This is a genomic window from Nocardioides sp. LS1 (genome assembly GCF_003865225.1).
In the GTDB taxonomy this organism is placed as follows: Bacteria; Actinomycetota; Actinomycetes; order Propionibacteriales; family Nocardioidaceae; genus Nocardioides; species Nocardioides ginsengisegetis.
This window is the reverse complement of sequence record NZ_BIFF01000001.1, coordinates 136,142-151,164: the sequence shown is the minus strand read 5'-3', so window position 1 is coordinate 151,164 and position 15,023 is coordinate 136,142. Positions and strand designations below refer to the sequence as shown.

The 15,023-nt window shown below is 71.4% G+C and carries 12 protein-coding genes and 1 pseudogene; 6 read left to right on the top strand and 7 right to left on the bottom strand.

Annotation, left to right across the window (positions count from 1 at the left end):
* Positions 1–18 precede the first annotated feature (18 nt).
* Positions 19–1,659, bottom strand: coding sequence for an MFS transporter (locus EJF31_RS00700; RefSeq protein ID WP_125035193.1), 1,641 nt, complete (start codon positions 1,657–1,659; stop codon positions 19–21).
* Positions 1,660–1,906: 247 nt separating this feature from the next.
* Between EJF31_RS00700 and EJF31_RS21685 the strand changes: the two genes are divergently transcribed.
* The 5 genes and pseudogenes from EJF31_RS21685 (at position 1,907) to EJF31_RS00675 (ending at position 8,664) form a co-directional block, all read left to right on the top strand.
* Positions 1,907–2,314, top strand: coding sequence for a RidA family protein (locus EJF31_RS21685; protein ID WP_185736095.1), 408 nt, complete (start codon positions 1,907–1,909; stop codon positions 2,312–2,314).
* Positions 2,315–2,389: 75 nt separating this feature from the next.
* Positions 2,390–3,565 (top strand): saccharopine dehydrogenase family protein, encoded by a 1,176-nt coding sequence (locus EJF31_RS00690; protein ID WP_125035191.1) that lies wholly within the window; start codon positions 2,390–2,392, stop codon positions 3,563–3,565.
* A 66-nt stretch (positions 3,566–3,631) separates the two neighbouring features.
* A pseudogene (locus EJF31_RS00685) lies at positions 3,632–5,002 on the top strand (flavin monoamine oxidase family protein); the annotation flags it as partial.
* Positions 4,999–6,285, top strand: coding sequence for an NAD(P)/FAD-dependent oxidoreductase (locus EJF31_RS00680; RefSeq protein WP_125035189.1), 1,287 nt, complete (start codon positions 4,999–5,001; stop codon positions 6,283–6,285). The pseudogene EJF31_RS00685 and the gene EJF31_RS00680, both read left to right, overlap by 4 nt.
* 66 nt (positions 6,286–6,351) lie before the next feature.
* A complete protein-coding gene (locus EJF31_RS00675; RefSeq protein ID WP_221767408.1) occupies positions 6,352–8,664 on the top strand; it encodes a LuxR C-terminal-related transcriptional regulator in 2,313 nt (770 codons plus the stop codon).
* 36 nt (positions 8,665–8,700) lie between these two features.
* Here the strand turns inward: EJF31_RS00675 and EJF31_RS00670 are convergent, their stop codons facing one another.
* Together EJF31_RS00670 and EJF31_RS21680 are read right to left on the bottom strand one after the other, a co-directional pair.
* Positions 8,701–10,281 carry an AMP-binding protein gene (locus EJF31_RS00670; RefSeq protein WP_185736094.1) on the bottom strand — a complete coding sequence of 527 codons (1,581 nt, stop codon included), beginning with the start codon at positions 10,279–10,281 and terminating at the stop codon, positions 8,701–8,703.
* A gap of 52 nt (positions 10,282–10,333) precedes the next feature.
* The gene (locus tag EJF31_RS21680; RefSeq protein WP_185736093.1) at positions 10,334–10,741 is read right to left on the bottom strand and encodes a thioesterase family protein; all 408 of its coding nucleotides are present in this window, start codon (positions 10,739–10,741) and stop codon (positions 10,334–10,336) included.
* 156 nt (positions 10,742–10,897) lie between these two features.
* Here EJF31_RS21680 and EJF31_RS00660 point away from each other — a divergent pair, with 156 nt between their 5' ends.
* Complete coding sequence (locus EJF31_RS00660; protein ID WP_125035186.1) at positions 10,898–11,656, top strand: SDR family NAD(P)-dependent oxidoreductase; 759 nt, start codon at positions 10,898–10,900, stop codon at positions 11,654–11,656.
* A gap of 8 nt (positions 11,657–11,664) precedes the next feature.
* Here EJF31_RS00660 and EJF31_RS00655 read toward each other — a convergent pair whose 3' ends face one another.
* The 4 genes from EJF31_RS00655 to surE form a co-directional block, all read right to left on the bottom strand.
* A complete protein-coding gene (locus EJF31_RS00655) occupies positions 11,665–12,666 on the bottom strand; it encodes a DMT family transporter (RefSeq protein ID WP_185736092.1) in 1,002 nt (333 codons plus the stop codon).
* Positions 12,656–13,411 (bottom strand): response regulator transcription factor, encoded by a 756-nt coding sequence (locus tag EJF31_RS00650; RefSeq protein WP_125035184.1) that lies wholly within the window; start codon positions 13,409–13,411, stop codon positions 12,656–12,658. Before EJF31_RS00650 ends, EJF31_RS00655 begins: the two co-directional genes overlap by 11 nt.
* Before the next feature lie 85 nt (positions 13,412–13,496).
* Positions 13,497–13,967: a thioesterase family protein gene (locus EJF31_RS00645; protein ID WP_125035183.1), complete on the bottom strand. Its 471-nt coding sequence runs from the start codon at positions 13,965–13,967 to the stop codon at positions 13,497–13,499.
* Positions 13,964–14,932, bottom strand: a complete 969-nt coding sequence (surE, locus tag EJF31_RS00640; RefSeq protein WP_125035182.1) for a 5'/3'-nucleotidase SurE — start codon at positions 14,930–14,932, stop codon at positions 13,964–13,966. The genes EJF31_RS00645 and surE overlap by 4 nt, the downstream gene beginning before the upstream one ends.
* Positions 14,933–15,023: the final 91 nt, after the last annotated feature.

Genomic DNA, 15,023 nt, shown 5'->3' with positions numbered 1-15,023 from the left:
ACGGCACGCGTTGAGCTGTCAGGCGCCCTGCTCCTCCAGCAGCTTCTGGAAGCCGTCGCGGTTGCGCAGCCGCGAGACGATCGCGGCCACGATGACCAGCGCGGGGAAGATCATCGCCACGTAGTAGCCGGTCGTGTAGACGTCAGCGCTCGGGATGTGCGTGCCCTCGAGCAGGTAGTCCGACATCGTGAGGTTGACCTTGGCCGGGTCCAGCTTTCCCGCGACCATGTTCGCCACGTCGACCGAGTGGTAGACGAAGCCGGAGCCGTTCTGGAGCACGGTGACGACCGCTGCACCCACGGCGAAGCCGATGGCCATGATCGTGCCGGGCATGCCGGCCGCCATCCCCGCCTCGGTCTGGGGTACGACGAACTGCGGAACCGCGAACGCGCCGCTGTAGCCTGCCCGGCTGCCGAGACCGATGATGCCGGAGCCGACGACGTACTCCCAGGCCTGGTCGTGGGCCACCGCGAGGAACCACAGCCCGACCAGGCAGATCACCGCGCCGCCGACCAGGACGATGCCCGGACGTCCGCGGCTGATGATCTTCTCGGAGTACTTGCCGCTGATGAACATGGTCAGCGCGAACGGCAGCATGATCAGGCTGGTCTTCAGCGGGTCGTAGGTCAGGCCGTACTGCGCGACGTGCGGGGGCCAGCCGGTCTGGCCACCGTCGGTCGAGACGGGCAGCCCGTTCGGGTTCTGCACGTAGTAGTTGGACAGCACGAGGAACGCGGCGTCGACACAACCGAAGAGACCGGCCGAGATGCACGCGGTGGTGACGAAGGGCTTGCGCAGCACCGCCAGGTCGAACACGGGCCGCTCGGAGCGCCGCTCAGCGAACACCCAGCCCACGGCGGCCACGATGCCGATGAGCAGGATCAACGTCGCGTTCTTGCCGATCGTGGAGTCGGTCGGCGCACTGAAGGCCAGCAGGATGAGGGTCACCCAGCCGATCAGCCAGACCGTGCCGAGCAGCCCGATCCGCCCGGTGGACTCGGGCGGCGAGTTCGGCACGACCACGAGCAGGGCGATCGTGGTGATGACGAACAGCGCGGCCAGCAGGTAGTAGAACGGCGCGATGGACAGGCTCGGGAGCGAGCCGTCGGCGTTGAGGTGGTCGGGCAGTGGCCACAGCCGCACGGAGATGCCTCCGCCGACCATGCCCAGCACGACACCGCTGCCAGTCGCCATGATCAGCACCATGACTGCGGTCGAGACGCCGTTGCCGGGCAGGTGCCTGCGGAGGAAGCTCAGCGGCACCAGTTGAGCGGCACCGCCGAACCCGAGCAGGACCGACCCGACGACGAGGCCGGCGTAGTTGTCGCCGATCGCGGCGACCAGCGCACCCCCGGTCAGGAACCCACCCGACATCAGCGTGGTGGAGCGGTCGCTGAGGATGTCGGTCAGCCGCGGGATCAGGACGAAGCCCGCACCTCCGCCGAGGGTCAGGGCGGTGAACACCCAGGTCGCGGCACTGACCGAGTTGTGCGCGTAGCTCGTGGTGATCACCGGCAGCAGCGGCGGGAGCATGAAGGCGACCGCGTTGGTCACCGTTGCCAGCAGTGCTGCCACCGCGATCAGCGCACCGGGGCTACTGGCGGCGACGCGGGTGGGAGCCACTTCCGCCAGGCCCACTGTGGTCTCGAATTGATCCATGTTCCTCTCCAAGGGTCACGTTGCGGTGCTCGTGCACCGTCGACGCGGCTGGGTCCAGCCGTACCCGCTCGAAGGTAGGGACGATTCGACGCGACGACGCCCTGTGACCCAGGCCTCACCCACTTGGGGGAGTATCCCGCGACGGCCCTGGCGACGCAGCAGACCCGGCGTCGGGACATCCCCCAGGCGGGTGGACCGGAGCCGCCACTGGCGCCACACGCAGACGTACGGCGTCAGCCTGAGCGCCATGACGACGCAGAAGCTCCTGCCCGAGACCATGCCGCCCACGCACGGCTGGCCGCAGGTCACCGTGGCCACCGGCTCCCGGATCGTTTTCACCTCCGGCCAGGTCGCCCAGGACACCTCCGAGGAGATGGTGGCCGGGCCCGACGACTACAAGGGCCAGATGCTCCAGGCCATGCTCAACGGCTACGCGGGCATTGCCGCCGCCGGGGGGACGCCCCAGGACGTCGTACGCCTCATGATCTACGTCGTCGACCCCACCCCGGAGACTCTCGAGCAGGTGTACGCCGGCTTCGGCAAGGCGCTGGCCAAGGTCGGCGCAGATCCCGCCACGATGACGCTGATCGGCGTCGCCGGACTGTCGGACCCCACGCACAAGGTCGAGGTCGACCTCACCGCCGTTCTGGACTGATCGGTCCTCCCCCGGGCGGGCTAGCGGCCGGGCTCCGGCCCGGCACCAGCCCGGTGAACGGGCGACGATCCGGACATGACCACCCCCACTTCTCAGAAGTCCCGTACGCGCATCCTCGTGACCGGCGGTGCCGGCGAGATGGGTGCCTATGCCTGCCGCGTCCTCGCCAAGGCCGACGAGATCGAGCAGGTGCTCGTTGCCGACCGCGACCTTGCCAGGGCCGAGGCGCTCGCCGCCGAGCTCGGCCCGACGGCGATTGCGTTCGCCCTCGACATCTCCGAGGCCGATGCACTGCGCTCGGCCCTGGAGCAGGTCGACGTCGTGCTCAACACCGCCGGACCCTTCTACCGTTTCGGGCGCGAGGTGCTCAGCGCCGCGATCGCGACCGGCACGGACTACCTCGACATCTGCGACGACTGGGAGCCGACGCTGGAGATGCTTGAGCTGGACGAGGCCGCGCGCGCGGCCGGGGTCACGGCCGTCATCGGCATGGGCGCCAGCCCCGGCACCAGCAACCTGCTGGCCCTCCTCGCCATGAACGGTTGCGACACCGTCGACCGCGTCGTCACCGCGTGGCGCGCTGGCGCGCTCCCCTACCCTGCCGAGGACGAGGAGCCGCAGACCAACGCTGCCCTGGAGCACTGGGTGCACAACTGCACCGAGCCCATCAAGATCTGGCGCGACGGCGCCCTCATCGACGCCCACGCGCTGGAGGAAGTCACCGTGACCTACCCCGGTCGCGGCGAGGGCCCGGTCTGGGTCTGCGGCCACCCCGAACCGCTCACGCTCCCCCGGGTGCGCCCCGAGGTGCAGGAGTCCCTGAACCTGATGGTGTCTCGACGAGGCCTGATGGAGGGCATGCAGCGCGTGGCCGCCAGGGTCCGCAGCGGAGAACTGGACGTGACCGCCGCCTCGAAGCAGATCCTCCTCGAACCGAACACCGGCGGCAACGCCGCCGGCCCCTCACCGACCCTGCCGAACCTCTTCGCCGTCGCCGAGGGCACCAAGAACGGCCGGCGGATCCGAGTCGGGGCTCAGCCGATCGTCCTGCCGAACGCCAACATGGGCGAGATGACCGGCTACCCGCTGGCGATCGCGACACTGATGCTGGTCCGGGGGCTCGTCGACGCGCCCGGCGTCCACGGCCCGGAGGGCGCGATCGATCCGGAGGCCTACTTCCACGAGCTCTCACTACTCGTCGAAGACCGGCCCAGTGGACCAGTGTTCGAGGTCGTCACCGAGGAGATCTGAGCCTCGGGCCCCGGGTGGAGGTCGACCCCTGCATCCCCCACCCGGGGGTCCTCGGCGGCCGCGTGCTGCGCCGTCGTTGCCCGCCGGGCCGACGCTGGGACCATGCACCTGAGCACCTCGGACTCCAGGAAGGTCATCGTCGTCGGCGCGGGCCTCGCGGGTCTCACGTCGGCCAGCCGCCTCACTGAAGCGGGCATAGACGTCACGGTCCTCGAGGCCCGCGACCGCGTGGGGGGTCGCACCTGTACGGTCCGCGACGGCTTCGCCGACGACCAGCACGGTGACCTCGGCGGGGAGCTCGTCACCACCGACCACCGGGCGTTCACCGCCCTCTGCGCCGAGTTCGGCGTGGAGCTGTCCGACGAGGTGTGGCTGGAGCGACCCGACCTGCGGGCCGGCGAGAGCGCGCTCGAGGGCTACCTGGTCGAGGGCCACGTCATCGTCGAGGGCGCGCTGCTCGCCGGTGCCCGCTTCGCGGCGGTGGACGACGAGATCAAGGTGGCGCTCCGCGACGTACCGCCGGCGCCGCACGAGGTGATCGCCCAGTGGGTACGCCGCGCAGGCCTGTCCGGCGTGGCACGCCGAGCCATGGCCGGTATCGGCCGGATGCCGGTGCAGCACGACCCGATGTTCATCGACACCCACTACCTGACCGGTGCCCACATGCGGACCATCCGGCGCGTCGTCGGCGGCAGCCAGCGGCTCGCGGACGAGCTCGCGCGCGGCCTCGACGTACGCCTCGAGAGCCAGGTGCGCTGCGTGCGCCAGGCCGGCGGCCGCGTGCAGGTGGAGCTGGAGAGCGGGCAGCGTCTCGTCGCCCACCAGGTCGTCGTGACCGTCCCGGCGTTCGTGCTGCCCACGATCGGCTTCGATCCGCCGCTTCCGGCCAACGTGAGCGGCGCCATCGCGGCCATGCAGCGCGCGCAAGGCGGCAAGGTGATCGCGCAGTACGCCGAGGGCGACGCCGTCCGGGCCGCGCTCAACCACGCGGTGTTCACCGACGGCCCGCTGAACACCGCCTGGGTCAGCAACCACTACGTGACCTCGGGGCCGGCGGTCGTCAGCGGCTTCGTCTGTGGGGCCGACCGGCACGTGCTCGAGGACGACGCGACCGCTTTCGCGGCGCTCGACGAGGTCGTCAGCATTGCGGTCGGGGGCCCGGTCACCCGGCTGACGGGCCAGCGCAAGAACTGGAGCGAGGACCCGCTCGCGCTCGGGATGGGCGCGACCACGACCCACTCCACCCGCACCCAGGTGGTCGCCCAGCTCGCGACGCCCGAGCGCAGGGTCCACTTCGCCGGCGACCAGACCGACGTGGAGATGGCCGGCTCGATGGAGGGCGCGGTGCGGTCGGGTCTCAGGGTCGCGGACGAGATCCTGCGGACGCCGCAGCGCATTCCCCTGAACGAGATCGACGCGAGGTTGGTGCGCGCATGAGCACCATCGTCATCGGAGCCGGCCCCGCTGGGCTGGCCGCCGCCCGCACGCTGGGCCGCGAGGGAGAGGACGTCGTCGTCCTCGAGGCGCAGCCGCACGTGGGAGGTCGCACCCGCAGCGTGCGCGATCGGCTCCGGCATGGCCAGCCCGCGGACCTGGGCGCCTCGTTCATCGACATCGGGCAGGACAAGCTGTTGCAGTACTGCGCGGCCCTCGGGGTCGACCTCACCCCTCAGGTCGCGCTGTTCCCGACCGATCCGGACGGCCGCCTGACCGCGGCCTCGCCGTTGCGCGTGACGCTGGTGGTCGACGGAAAGCGCCTCGACGACGCCGAACGCGACTGGCTCGCCGACGAGGTGCGGTCGGCCCTCGAGGCCACCCCGCCCGAGCGCACCGAGCCGATCCCCGCCTGGGCGGCAAGGGCCGGCCTCTCCCCGAGGACGCGGCGCATGTTCTGCTGGCAGACCGGCTACAACCCCGTGCACGAGGCCTCGCAGGTGCCGATGGCGATGCTGGAGCCGCCGCACGTCGGCCGGGTCTGCTGGATGATGGCCGACGGAACCGACGCCCTGGCCCGGGCCATGGCTGCAGGGGTCGACGTCCGCCTGGAGCAACCGGTGCGCGCCGTACGCCGCCGGCGTGGCCACCTCGTGGTGGAGACCGACACCGACCGGTTCACCGCCGACGACGTCGTCGTCGCCACACCCGTGACTCCCTCGCTCGCGATCGGCTTCGACCCGGTCCTGCCCGCCTGGAAGGTCGACGCCCTGCTCGCGACGCCGATGACCCAGGGCGGCAAGGTCATCGGGCAGTACGCCGATGGCGCGGCCCTCGTCGAGCGACTCGGCCTCTCGACCATGAGTGACGGCCCCATCTCGCTGGCCTGGGCGCGGCCGGTCGGCCCCGAGGACACCGTCGTGGTGCTGGGCCTGCTCGCGGATCGCGGCGACGGCGTGCTGCGTGACGAGGCGCGCTGCCTCCGCGCGCTCGACGAGCTCCTGGGTGCCGCGACGGGCCTTCCCGTCCAGCGGCTGGCCGGCCTCGTCCAGGACTGGACACGGGAGCCGTATGCCGGCGGCGTGGTCTCGACGCTGATGGGTGACTTTCCTCGCCTGCCCAGCCTGCTCGCACAGGGCGTGGGCCCGATCCACTTCGCCGGCGAGCACACCGCCGAGATGTGGCAGACCAGCATGGATGGCGCCCTTCGCTCCGGGGAGCGGGCTGCGGCCGAGGTGCTGCACCGCCGCCACCTCCGACGGCCGATTGCAACGCTGACGAGCTGACACCCGCGGACCCGGCGCCGGCACTAGGATCAACAAGCCCACGATCGCGGGAGACGAAGGACCATCTTGCCCTCACCGAAGACGACGCGCGCCCTCCCTGCCGACGTCACCAGCTTCGTGGGGAGGCGGCACGACCTCGCCGCCGTGCGCCAGCTCTTCTCCACTGCGCGGCTCGTGACGCTGACCGGCATGGGCGGCGTCGGGAAGACCCGGCTGGCGGTGAAGGCGGCGCACGAGATGCGCCGCGCGTTCCCCGATGGTGCGTGCCTCGTCGAGCTCGCGTCGTTGCGGGACCCGGACCTCCTTGTCCAGGCGATCAGCGACGCGCTCGGTCTGCGGGGCCAACCCGCGCTCGACCCACAGACGGCGCTGGAGGGGTTCCTGGCGCAGCGTCGGGTGCTGCTCGTCCTCGACAACTGCGAGCACCTCGTCGAGGCCACGGCTGACGTCGTGGACCGCCTCCTGCGCGCCGCACCGGAGCTCAAGGTGCTGACCACGAGCCGGCAGGCGCTGCGCCTTGTCGGCGAACACCTCTACCCGGTGGCTCCCCTGCTCGCGCCCGATCCGGACGCGGCCCGCGAGCCTGGAACGGCCCGCCGCTACCCGGCGGTGGCCCTCTTCGCGGACCGCTCGGCCGCGGTGGTGCCCGGCTTTGCCGTCACGCCGGAGAACGAGCACGCGGTGGTCCGTCTCTGCCACCGGCTGGAGGGCATCCCCCTGGCGATCGAGCTGGCCTCGGTCCGATTGCGCGTGCTCACGGTCGATGAGCTGGCGGCGCGCCTGGACGACCGGTTCGACCTGCTCCGCGAGGGCAGCCGCAACCTGCCCGAGCGCCATCAGACCCTGCAGGCGCTCATCGACTGGAGCTTCGACCTCTGCACCCCGATCGAGCAGGTCCTGTGGGCGAGGTCGGCCGTCTTCGCCGGCGGGTTCGGCATCGATGCGCTCCAGGCGGTCTGCACCGATGAGCGGCTGCCGGCGCGCTCCGTCATCGACACGGTGGCGCGCCTGGTGGACAAGTCGATCCTGATCCGCGAGGAGCATCTCGGACACACCCGATTCCGGATGCTCGAGACGTTGGGGGAATACGGCGCGGCCCGGCTCGCCGAGGATGACGAGGACCGCGCCGAGACCGAGCGCCGCCACCGCGACTGGTACGCCCGGCTCATCACGTCCGCCGGCAAGGAGTGGTCCGGTGCGCACCAGCAGGACTGGGCCACCCACCTGCGGTTCGAGCACGCCAACCTGCGCCGCGCGCTCGACTACTGCATGTCGAGGTCCGGCGAAGCCACGACCGGACTCCGCATGGCGGCAGTGCCTTGGTTCTGGGGCGCCATGGACCACCTCACCGAGGCGCGGCTGTGGCTCGACCGGGGCCTGGCGCTCGTCCCCGAGCGCACGTTCGAGCGCGCGTGGGCGCTCGCCACAGCGGCGTACATCGCAGGCTTCCAGGGGGACCTGGAGACCATGCACGCCTACGGCGGCCAGGCGCACGAGATCGCCGTCGAGCTCGACGACCTGCGGGCGCTTGCGTTCGCCAACCACGTGCTCGGTTTCGAGCGCGCGCTCGGCAACGCCGCCGACCTCAGCACAGCGATCCCGGTCTTCGAGGAGGCGCTGGCGCAGTACTCCGAGTCGGGCGTCGAGGAGCAGTACCCCGACAGCCTGCGTGTCGAGCTCGGCGCAACGCTGATCCTGCTGCGACAGCTCGAGCGCGCCCAGGAGGTCGCCGACGACCTGCACGACCGCTGCGCGGCGGCGGGCGAGCGGTGGAACCTCTCCTATGCCCTCTGGCTGCGCGGACTCCTGGCACTCATCGCCGGCGAGCTCGAGAGCGCCGAGCAGCAGCTCTTCGAGGCACTGCGCATCAAGCGGGTCTTCCACGACACGCTGGGTCACGGCCTCACGCTCGAGGTGGTCGCCTGGGTCGCGGCTGCCCGCGACGAGGCGGAGCGAGCCGCGACGCTCTTCGGTGGCACCGACACGATCTGGCGCACGCTCGGGGCCCGGCAGCTGCGCGGCTTCCGTCAGCGCTACGAGGAGACCGTGCGCGAGCAGCTGGGCGAGGACCGCTTCCGCGCGACCTTCGCGCTTGGAGCCCGCATGGGCGTCGAGGAACTGGTGGCCCTCGCCTTGCGGGAACCGTTCGCCGACGAGAACGGCGCGACGCCCGGCCAGACGGCGCCGGGCCTGACCCGTCGCGAGCGGGAGGTCGCCCAGCTCGTCGCCGAGGGCATGTCGAACAAGGAGATCGCCGCCAGGCTGGTGATCTCGCTGCGCACCGCTGAAGGCCACGTCGAGCGGATCCTCACCAAGCAGGGCTTCACGTCGCGCGCGCAGCTGGCCATCTGGTTCACCCAGCAGCAGTCGCAGGGGTGAGCCCGTAGCCCACCCCTGCGACGTGGCAGTGAGGGCTCAGCGGCGCCCGAGGACGACGTTGGCGTCCCAGGCCGCAGCCGTGAGGCCGCGCTCGCGCACCTTGCCCTTCTCGATGCGCTCCGACGGGGTCTTGGGGAGGCTGTCGACGACCTCGACGTAACGGGGTACGGCGAAACGCGGCAGGTCGGTCGACACGAACTCGACCAGCTGGGCGGGATCGACGGTCTGTCCGGGCACGGAGACGACGAGGACGGCGACGTCCTCCTCCCCCACCTCCGAAGGGACGCCGATCGCAGCGGCCTCCAGCACGTGGGGGTGGGCGAGCACCGCCGTCTCCACCTCCCAGGCGGACACGTTCTCGCCACGCCGGCGGATCGAGTCCTTCTTCCGGCCGATGTACTCCAGGGAGCCGTCGTCGTACCGACGGACCAGGTCGCCGGTGTGGAACCACAGGTTGCGCCAGGCCTCGGCGGTCGCCTCGGGCTTGTTCCAGTAGCCCTGCATCATCGCGAACTCGTCGCGCGTCCGGTAGATGAGCTCGCCCACCTCTCCCTGCGGCACCGGCGCGTCGTCGTCATCGACCAGTCGGATCTCGATCCCCGGCGCAGGTCGGCCGATCCGGCCCGGCGGAGTCTGGCCGCCGTCCGCGGTCGAGCAGGTCAGCAGCAGGCACTCGGTCATGCCGTAGCCCTCGACGATCGTCACGTCGAAGCGCTCCTCGAAGCCGCGCCAGATATCGGCCGGTGTCGAGGAACACATGGCCAGCCTCGCCGGGACGTCGCGGTCGTCGTCGCGGGGTGGCTGCTTGTAGAGCAGCCACAGCATGGTGCCGATCGTGCCGAAGGACGTCGCGCCGTGCTCGCGGAGCTCGTCCCAGAAGCGTGAGGCGCTGAACCGTTGACCCAGGATCGCCGTCGCCCGAAGACCCACGACCGTGGAGAGGAAGCCACGCGCATCGATGTGGAAAAGCGGCTGGACGCAGTAGATGACCTCGTCCGCAGACAACGGGTAGCTCTCGGTGATGTGCGCTGCCTGCGAGGGGTAGTACCTCTGCGGCAGCATCACGCCCTTCGACGGCCCCGTGGTGCCGGAGGTGTACATGATCGTGGCCGTCTCCCCGGGACGCGCCTCCTCGAGCTCGCCGCCGGTCGAACGGCCCAGGGCGCTCAGCTCCTCGAAGCTGAGCTGACGCGCGCGCTCACCGAACGGCGTCGTCGTGTGCTCACCGATGCACACCACGAACTCGGGGTCGTGCGTGATCGCGTCCGCCAAAATCTGGAGGTAGTCCTCGGTGCCGATGAGGACCTTCGGCCGGGCGTCATCCACGAAGTAGGCGAGCAGCCGGCCGCGCGCCTCGGCATTGAACGGCACGTCGATCGCACGGGCGGCGTTCACCCCGAGCCACGCCCACACGACCTCGGCGCGGTTGTCGCACATGAGGCCGACGCGCTCACCGGGGCCGACCCCCAGGGCACGCAGTCCCCGGGCCGCGGCCTCGACCTCGCCGAGAGCCTGTCGATAGGTGAAGGACTCGCCGGCGATGCGCAGGAACTCGTGGTCCGGGACGTCGGAGGCGGCGGTGCGCAGGGCACCGACGAGGCTGGAGGGGATCGACATGGCGTGATCCTCACCGCGCTTTGGGTGCGCAGGGCGTCGTCGCGCCCGCTCATCACCCGGCTGGGGGACGCCGCATCTGTACATCGATTCGCCGACGCTCCCCCTCGCCGAACGGCATCGACCGGCGAGCAGCGCGATCCCACCGCACCAGCACCACGCGTGCCCGGGTGTGCGGGCCCCGCGCCGAGGCCATCACCTCCTGCACGGTGACCGTGCTGCGGGTCAGCTCGACCGGCTCGACGCGCACCGTCACCGGGGCGTCTGCAAGCAGCAGCTCGCGCTCGTAGTCGAGCTCGACCCGGACCAGGACGAACGCGGGCTCTGGCTCGTCCACCACGCTGGCGAGCCAGTGGGCGTGGGCCTCCTCCAACAGCGTCAGGTGCGCCGCCGCCGTGACGTGGCCGAGGTAGTCGACGTACTTCTCGGTCAGCGGCAGCTCGATGCTCCAGGTCTCGTTCACGTGGGCAGGCTCCTGCGTCGGCTTCGGGATGTTGCCGCCACCGTGCCCCCCGTACCCGGCACCGGTCGCGAGTCGTCCTCGAATCTCCCCCACCCGGGTCAGCACAGGCCCTGTTGCACCGCCTACCCGCGCGGCGCCCAGCCCATCATCGGCGGCATGACCACGACCGAGATTCCCGTCCTGAACGGCCGCCGCGCACTCGTCACGGGAGCGAGCCGCGGCATCGGCCGAGCGCTCGTCGTAGCCCTCGCCGCCACCGGAGCCGATGTGCTCGCCGTCGCCCGCGGGGAAGACGGTCTGCAGGAGACCGCGGCCCTCGCCACCGGCCCGGGGAGGGTATCGGTGCTCGCGGCCGACCTGCGCGACCCGGACAGCATCGACGAGGTCGTCGCCCGCGCCGTCGCGGAGCTCGGAGGCCTCGACATCCTGGTCAACAACGCAGCCACGCACCTCAACGGAAGAATCGAGGACCTCCCGCTCGAGGACTACCAGCAGATCGTCGACCTCGGGCTGCGCTCGGCCTGGCTGCTGTGCAAGGCCGCCTCTCCCCTGCTCGGCGAGGGTGCCAGCGTCATCAACGTGGGCTCGGTCTGCAGCCTGGTGGCGATGCACGGCGAGACGGCGTACGTCGCCACCAAGCACGCCCTCCTCGGCGTGACCCGCGCGCTGGCCCTGGAGTGGGCACGGCGCGGTGTGCGGGTGAACGCGCTCGCCCCCGGCTGGGTCGAGACGGAGATGAACCAGGCGGTGCTCCAGGACGCGGACGCCATGACCTGGGTGCGGCGCAACACGCCCATGGGCCGTTGGGCGTCGACGGAGGAGATGGCGGGTCCGGTCGTCTTCCTGGCCTCGGACGCGTCGTCGTACATGACGGGACAGGTTCTCGTCGTCGACGGCGGCTGGACCGCGCGGTAGCCGCAGGATCAGCCCGGATCCGCGAGGAACGGCTCCCTGCCCTCGTCGGCCCGCAGGCTGCGTCGTACGCGGCCCACGGACGCGACACGGATGAGCACCACGCCCGCGACGACCAGGGCTGCGCCGGCGTACTGCAGCGGGTGGGGCGCCTCACCGAGGAGGAGCCACCCCATTCCCAGCGCCGAGATCGGCTCAGCCAGCGCGACGAACGACGTAACCCTTGCGCCGAGCACGCTGACAGCGGTGAAGCCGGCGACGTACACGAAGACGGTCGAGAGCAGCACGACGAGGCTCAGGGGCACGAGCGGACCCACGGTCCAGCCACCCAGGTCGACGCCGGCGGTGCCCACACGGAACGGGACCAGTCGCACCACCACAAGCAGGCTCAGCACCAGTGCGCTCACGCCGAGACCACCGCATGCGATGGCCATCGGCGGGACGGAGGCCGACATCCGCTCCGATGTGAGGAAGTACGTCGCGACGCAAGCGGCCCCGCCCAGGGCCCACGCGATCCCGTCGGGGCTGGGCCGGTCGACACCCATGGCGGCCACCACCAGCACCAGCCCCCCGATCGCGACTGCGGCACCGAGCAGGGTGGTGCGGTTCGGCCGCTCGCCGTCGCGCCACCACACCCAGACGAGCACCAGGACGGGCGCGAGGTACAGCAGCATCATCGCGACACCGACGGGCAGCCGGGCGAGGGCGTTGTAGTAGCACAGAGCGGTGCCGGTGATGCCGACCGTGCCCAGCACGACGATGCCGCCCAGGCTGGAGCCGAGCGCCGTCCGGCGCCGCCGCACCGTCCACCACGCCGGACCGAGCAGCACCAGGGTGGCGAGGCAGGTGCGCAGGAGCAGCACCCCAGCGGCCGTCCAACCGCCGAGGATCAGCGCCTTGCCGAACGGCCCGCTCGCGCTCGACGCCACCGCAGCCGCGATCTCGAGCAGGAGCGCGGCGGGCGCGCCGAGGCGGCGTACGCCGTATGCCGCAGCGGCATCGTCAGCCGGCACGGAGCTGCGGATCGGCCGGCGGCGTCCAGCCGAGGAGGCCCAGCTCCTGCGCGCGGCTCGCGGCCTCCGCGCGGTTGCGCACACCGAGCTTGCGGTAGACCGAGCTGGTGTGTTGCTTGATCGTGTGCCGGGAGAGCTGCAGGCTCTCGGCGGTCTCGGGGTTGCTGAGGCCGGAGGCCAGGAGGCGGAGCACGTCCAGCTCGCGACGCGACAGCTTGACCGTCGGCCCGGGCTGTCCCTTCGGGAAGACCTTGCCGCCCTCGGCCACGTGGCGGATCGCGATCAGGATCGCCCCGGGCGACATGTTCTTCGAGAGGGCGGCGACCGCTCCGAGGGAGGCGGCGAGGGCGGCCGGGACACGGCCGTCGCCGAACATCAGCACCACCTTCACGTGCGGCATCGACTGGCGGATCGTTCGACACAGGTCGGGGCCGCTGCGCCCGCCCAGCGAGGTGCTCACGAGCACCAGCTGCGGGTAGTGACGGCGGGCCACGTGGAGCGCCGCCTCCGCGGACGGGGCGGTGAGGCAGCTCTCCACCCAGGGTGCCTCCCTGAGCACAGCCCGCAGCCCGGCGGTGAGCAGGGCGTGCTCGTCGACCACCAGCACGCGTTGCGGACGGATGCCGTCCGTCCACTCCTGCTGGTCGACCGGCGGAAGCTGCGGAAGTGCCCGCTCGGAGCTCGGCGCAGTGTCGGCCAGTGTGGTCGGTTCGGGCTCAGCGTCTCGCGTGGCGACGAGTGTCATTGGGCACCCCTTCGGCGTCTCGTTCGGCGGGTTGTCCCCCTGGGATGAACAGTCCTCATCGGGGGTCGTACCGACACGCGTGGAACTACCTGTTTCCGCCACCCCGAACAGCAGCCGGTGACGCTGCCACCAGCGCCTCACGCTCAGCTGTGGTCAGCGCCCGGGCACCTCGCCGCTCGGGATCCCACGCCACATGGCGCACCCGGGAGGTGCTGCACACGCCACCGTCCGACGCGCACAGCACCATCTCGGCGACGAAGCTGGCGCGGCCGACCCGCGCGATGCCGACGTACACCCGGACGGGACCGTCCTGGCGGCACACCTCGCGCAGGTAGGCCACCTGCAGCTCGGCCACGACGAAGTCAGGCTCGTGCTGGCGCCACGCGGCCGAGACGAGCCGCCCGATCGCCTCCCCGTACATCACCGGGTAGCCAGTCGCCGTGAGGTGGCCGTAGCCGTCGATGTCGCGCCACCACAGCTGCAGGTCGGTCGACCACCACCGGTCGTAGCCGGCGGGCGGCTCCCGACGCAGGTGCGAGGTGCCCTCGAGGGTCACGGTGCCGACCGGTCCAGCTTCCTGACCAGCGCATCAGTGAAGTCGACCGCGCCAGCCGACGGGCGGTGCAGGGCCAGCGATCCGTCAAGCGGGGTCACGGTGGCGTAGCCGCGCGCGACCAGGCCGTAGTCGACCGTCGTCCGCCCGCTCTGGTGGGCCGTGGCGGCGTACAGCGGGTCGAGGCTGTAGCCGACGGTGTACTCGTCGTCACCGGTCTTCGTGTACGTCGTCGGGATGGGCTCCCGGATGCCCAGGGTGGCGACCCGGACACCGCGGAGCGGCCGTGCCGGGTAGTTGACGTTCAGGCCGCTGGTGCCGGGCATCAGGTGCCGGCAGTCCAGCGCGGTGCGCTGGATCGTGCGCACCATCCGGCGCACCAGCCGGGCAGTACCTTCGTAGTCCTCCGAACCGGTTCCGTCCCAGTTCGGGTCGAACTCGGCCGGGTGGGCGGAACTGACCGCGATCGCGGGCACACCCAGGTCCATCGCGGTGACCGCGGCGCCCACCGTGCCCGAGTGGTTGATCGTGCGCGACAGGTTCGTGCCGGCATTGGTCCCCGACACCACCAGGTCCGGCTGGCGGTCGGGGTAGAGAGCACCCAGCGCGAGGGCGACCGCGTCGGCGGGGGTGCCGGCGACGGCGTACACCTGCGGGTCGCCGTCGACCGGCTGCGTGACGGTGAGCGTGCCGCCGTACGCGAGCGCGCCGCCCTTGCCGGTCTGGTTGGTCGCCGGCGCCACCATCGTCACGTGCTCCCCCGCCGCCGTGAGGGCGGCGTACACGGCGTTGATGCCGGGGGCGGTGTACCCGTCGTCGTTGGTCAGCAAGATGTCGAGCGGCCGGTCGCAACCCGCCATCCGCGCGTCGGTCTCCACCGCGGCATCCGATCCGGTCGCGGTCCCGCCCACGCACATGCCAACCAGGACGAAGGCGGCCGCAACCGCCGAGGTCATTCTGATGTCCATGACTGCCTCATCTCTCGCGAGCCCACCCACCGTGGGCCGTCCTGGGCGGTCAACCTAGGTACGCCTGTGGGACGCGAGACGAGAGCCGCTC

Bases quoted from the DNA above. Each gene is read 5' to 3' on its own strand.
- EJF31_RS00700 (WP_125035193.1), bottom strand. From the start codon at position 1,659: ATGGATCAATTCGAGACCACAGTGGGCCTGGCGGAAGTGGCTCCCACC.
- EJF31_RS21685 (WP_185736095.1), top strand. From the start codon at position 1,907: ATGACGACGCAGAAGCTCCTGCCCGAGACCATGCCGCCCACGCACGGC.
- EJF31_RS00690 (WP_125035191.1), top strand. From the start codon at position 2,390: ATGACCACCCCCACTTCTCAGAAGTCCCGTACGCGCATCCTCGTGACC.
- EJF31_RS00680 (WP_125035189.1), top strand. From the start codon at position 4,999: ATGAGCACCATCGTCATCGGAGCCGGCCCCGCTGGGCTGGCCGCCGCC.
- EJF31_RS00670 (WP_185736094.1), bottom strand. From the start codon at position 10,281: ATGTCGATCCCCTCCAGCCTCGTCGGTGCCCTGCGCACCGCCGCCTCC.
- EJF31_RS00660 (WP_125035186.1), top strand. From the start codon at position 10,898: ATGACCACGACCGAGATTCCCGTCCTGAACGGCCGCCGCGCACTCGTC.
- EJF31_RS00650 (WP_125035184.1), bottom strand. From the start codon at position 13,411: ATGACACTCGTCGCCACGCGAGACGCTGAGCCCGAACCGACCACACTG.
- surE (WP_125035182.1), bottom strand. From the start codon at position 14,932: ATGGACATCAGAATGACCTCGGCGGTTGCGGCCGCCTTCGTCCTGGTT.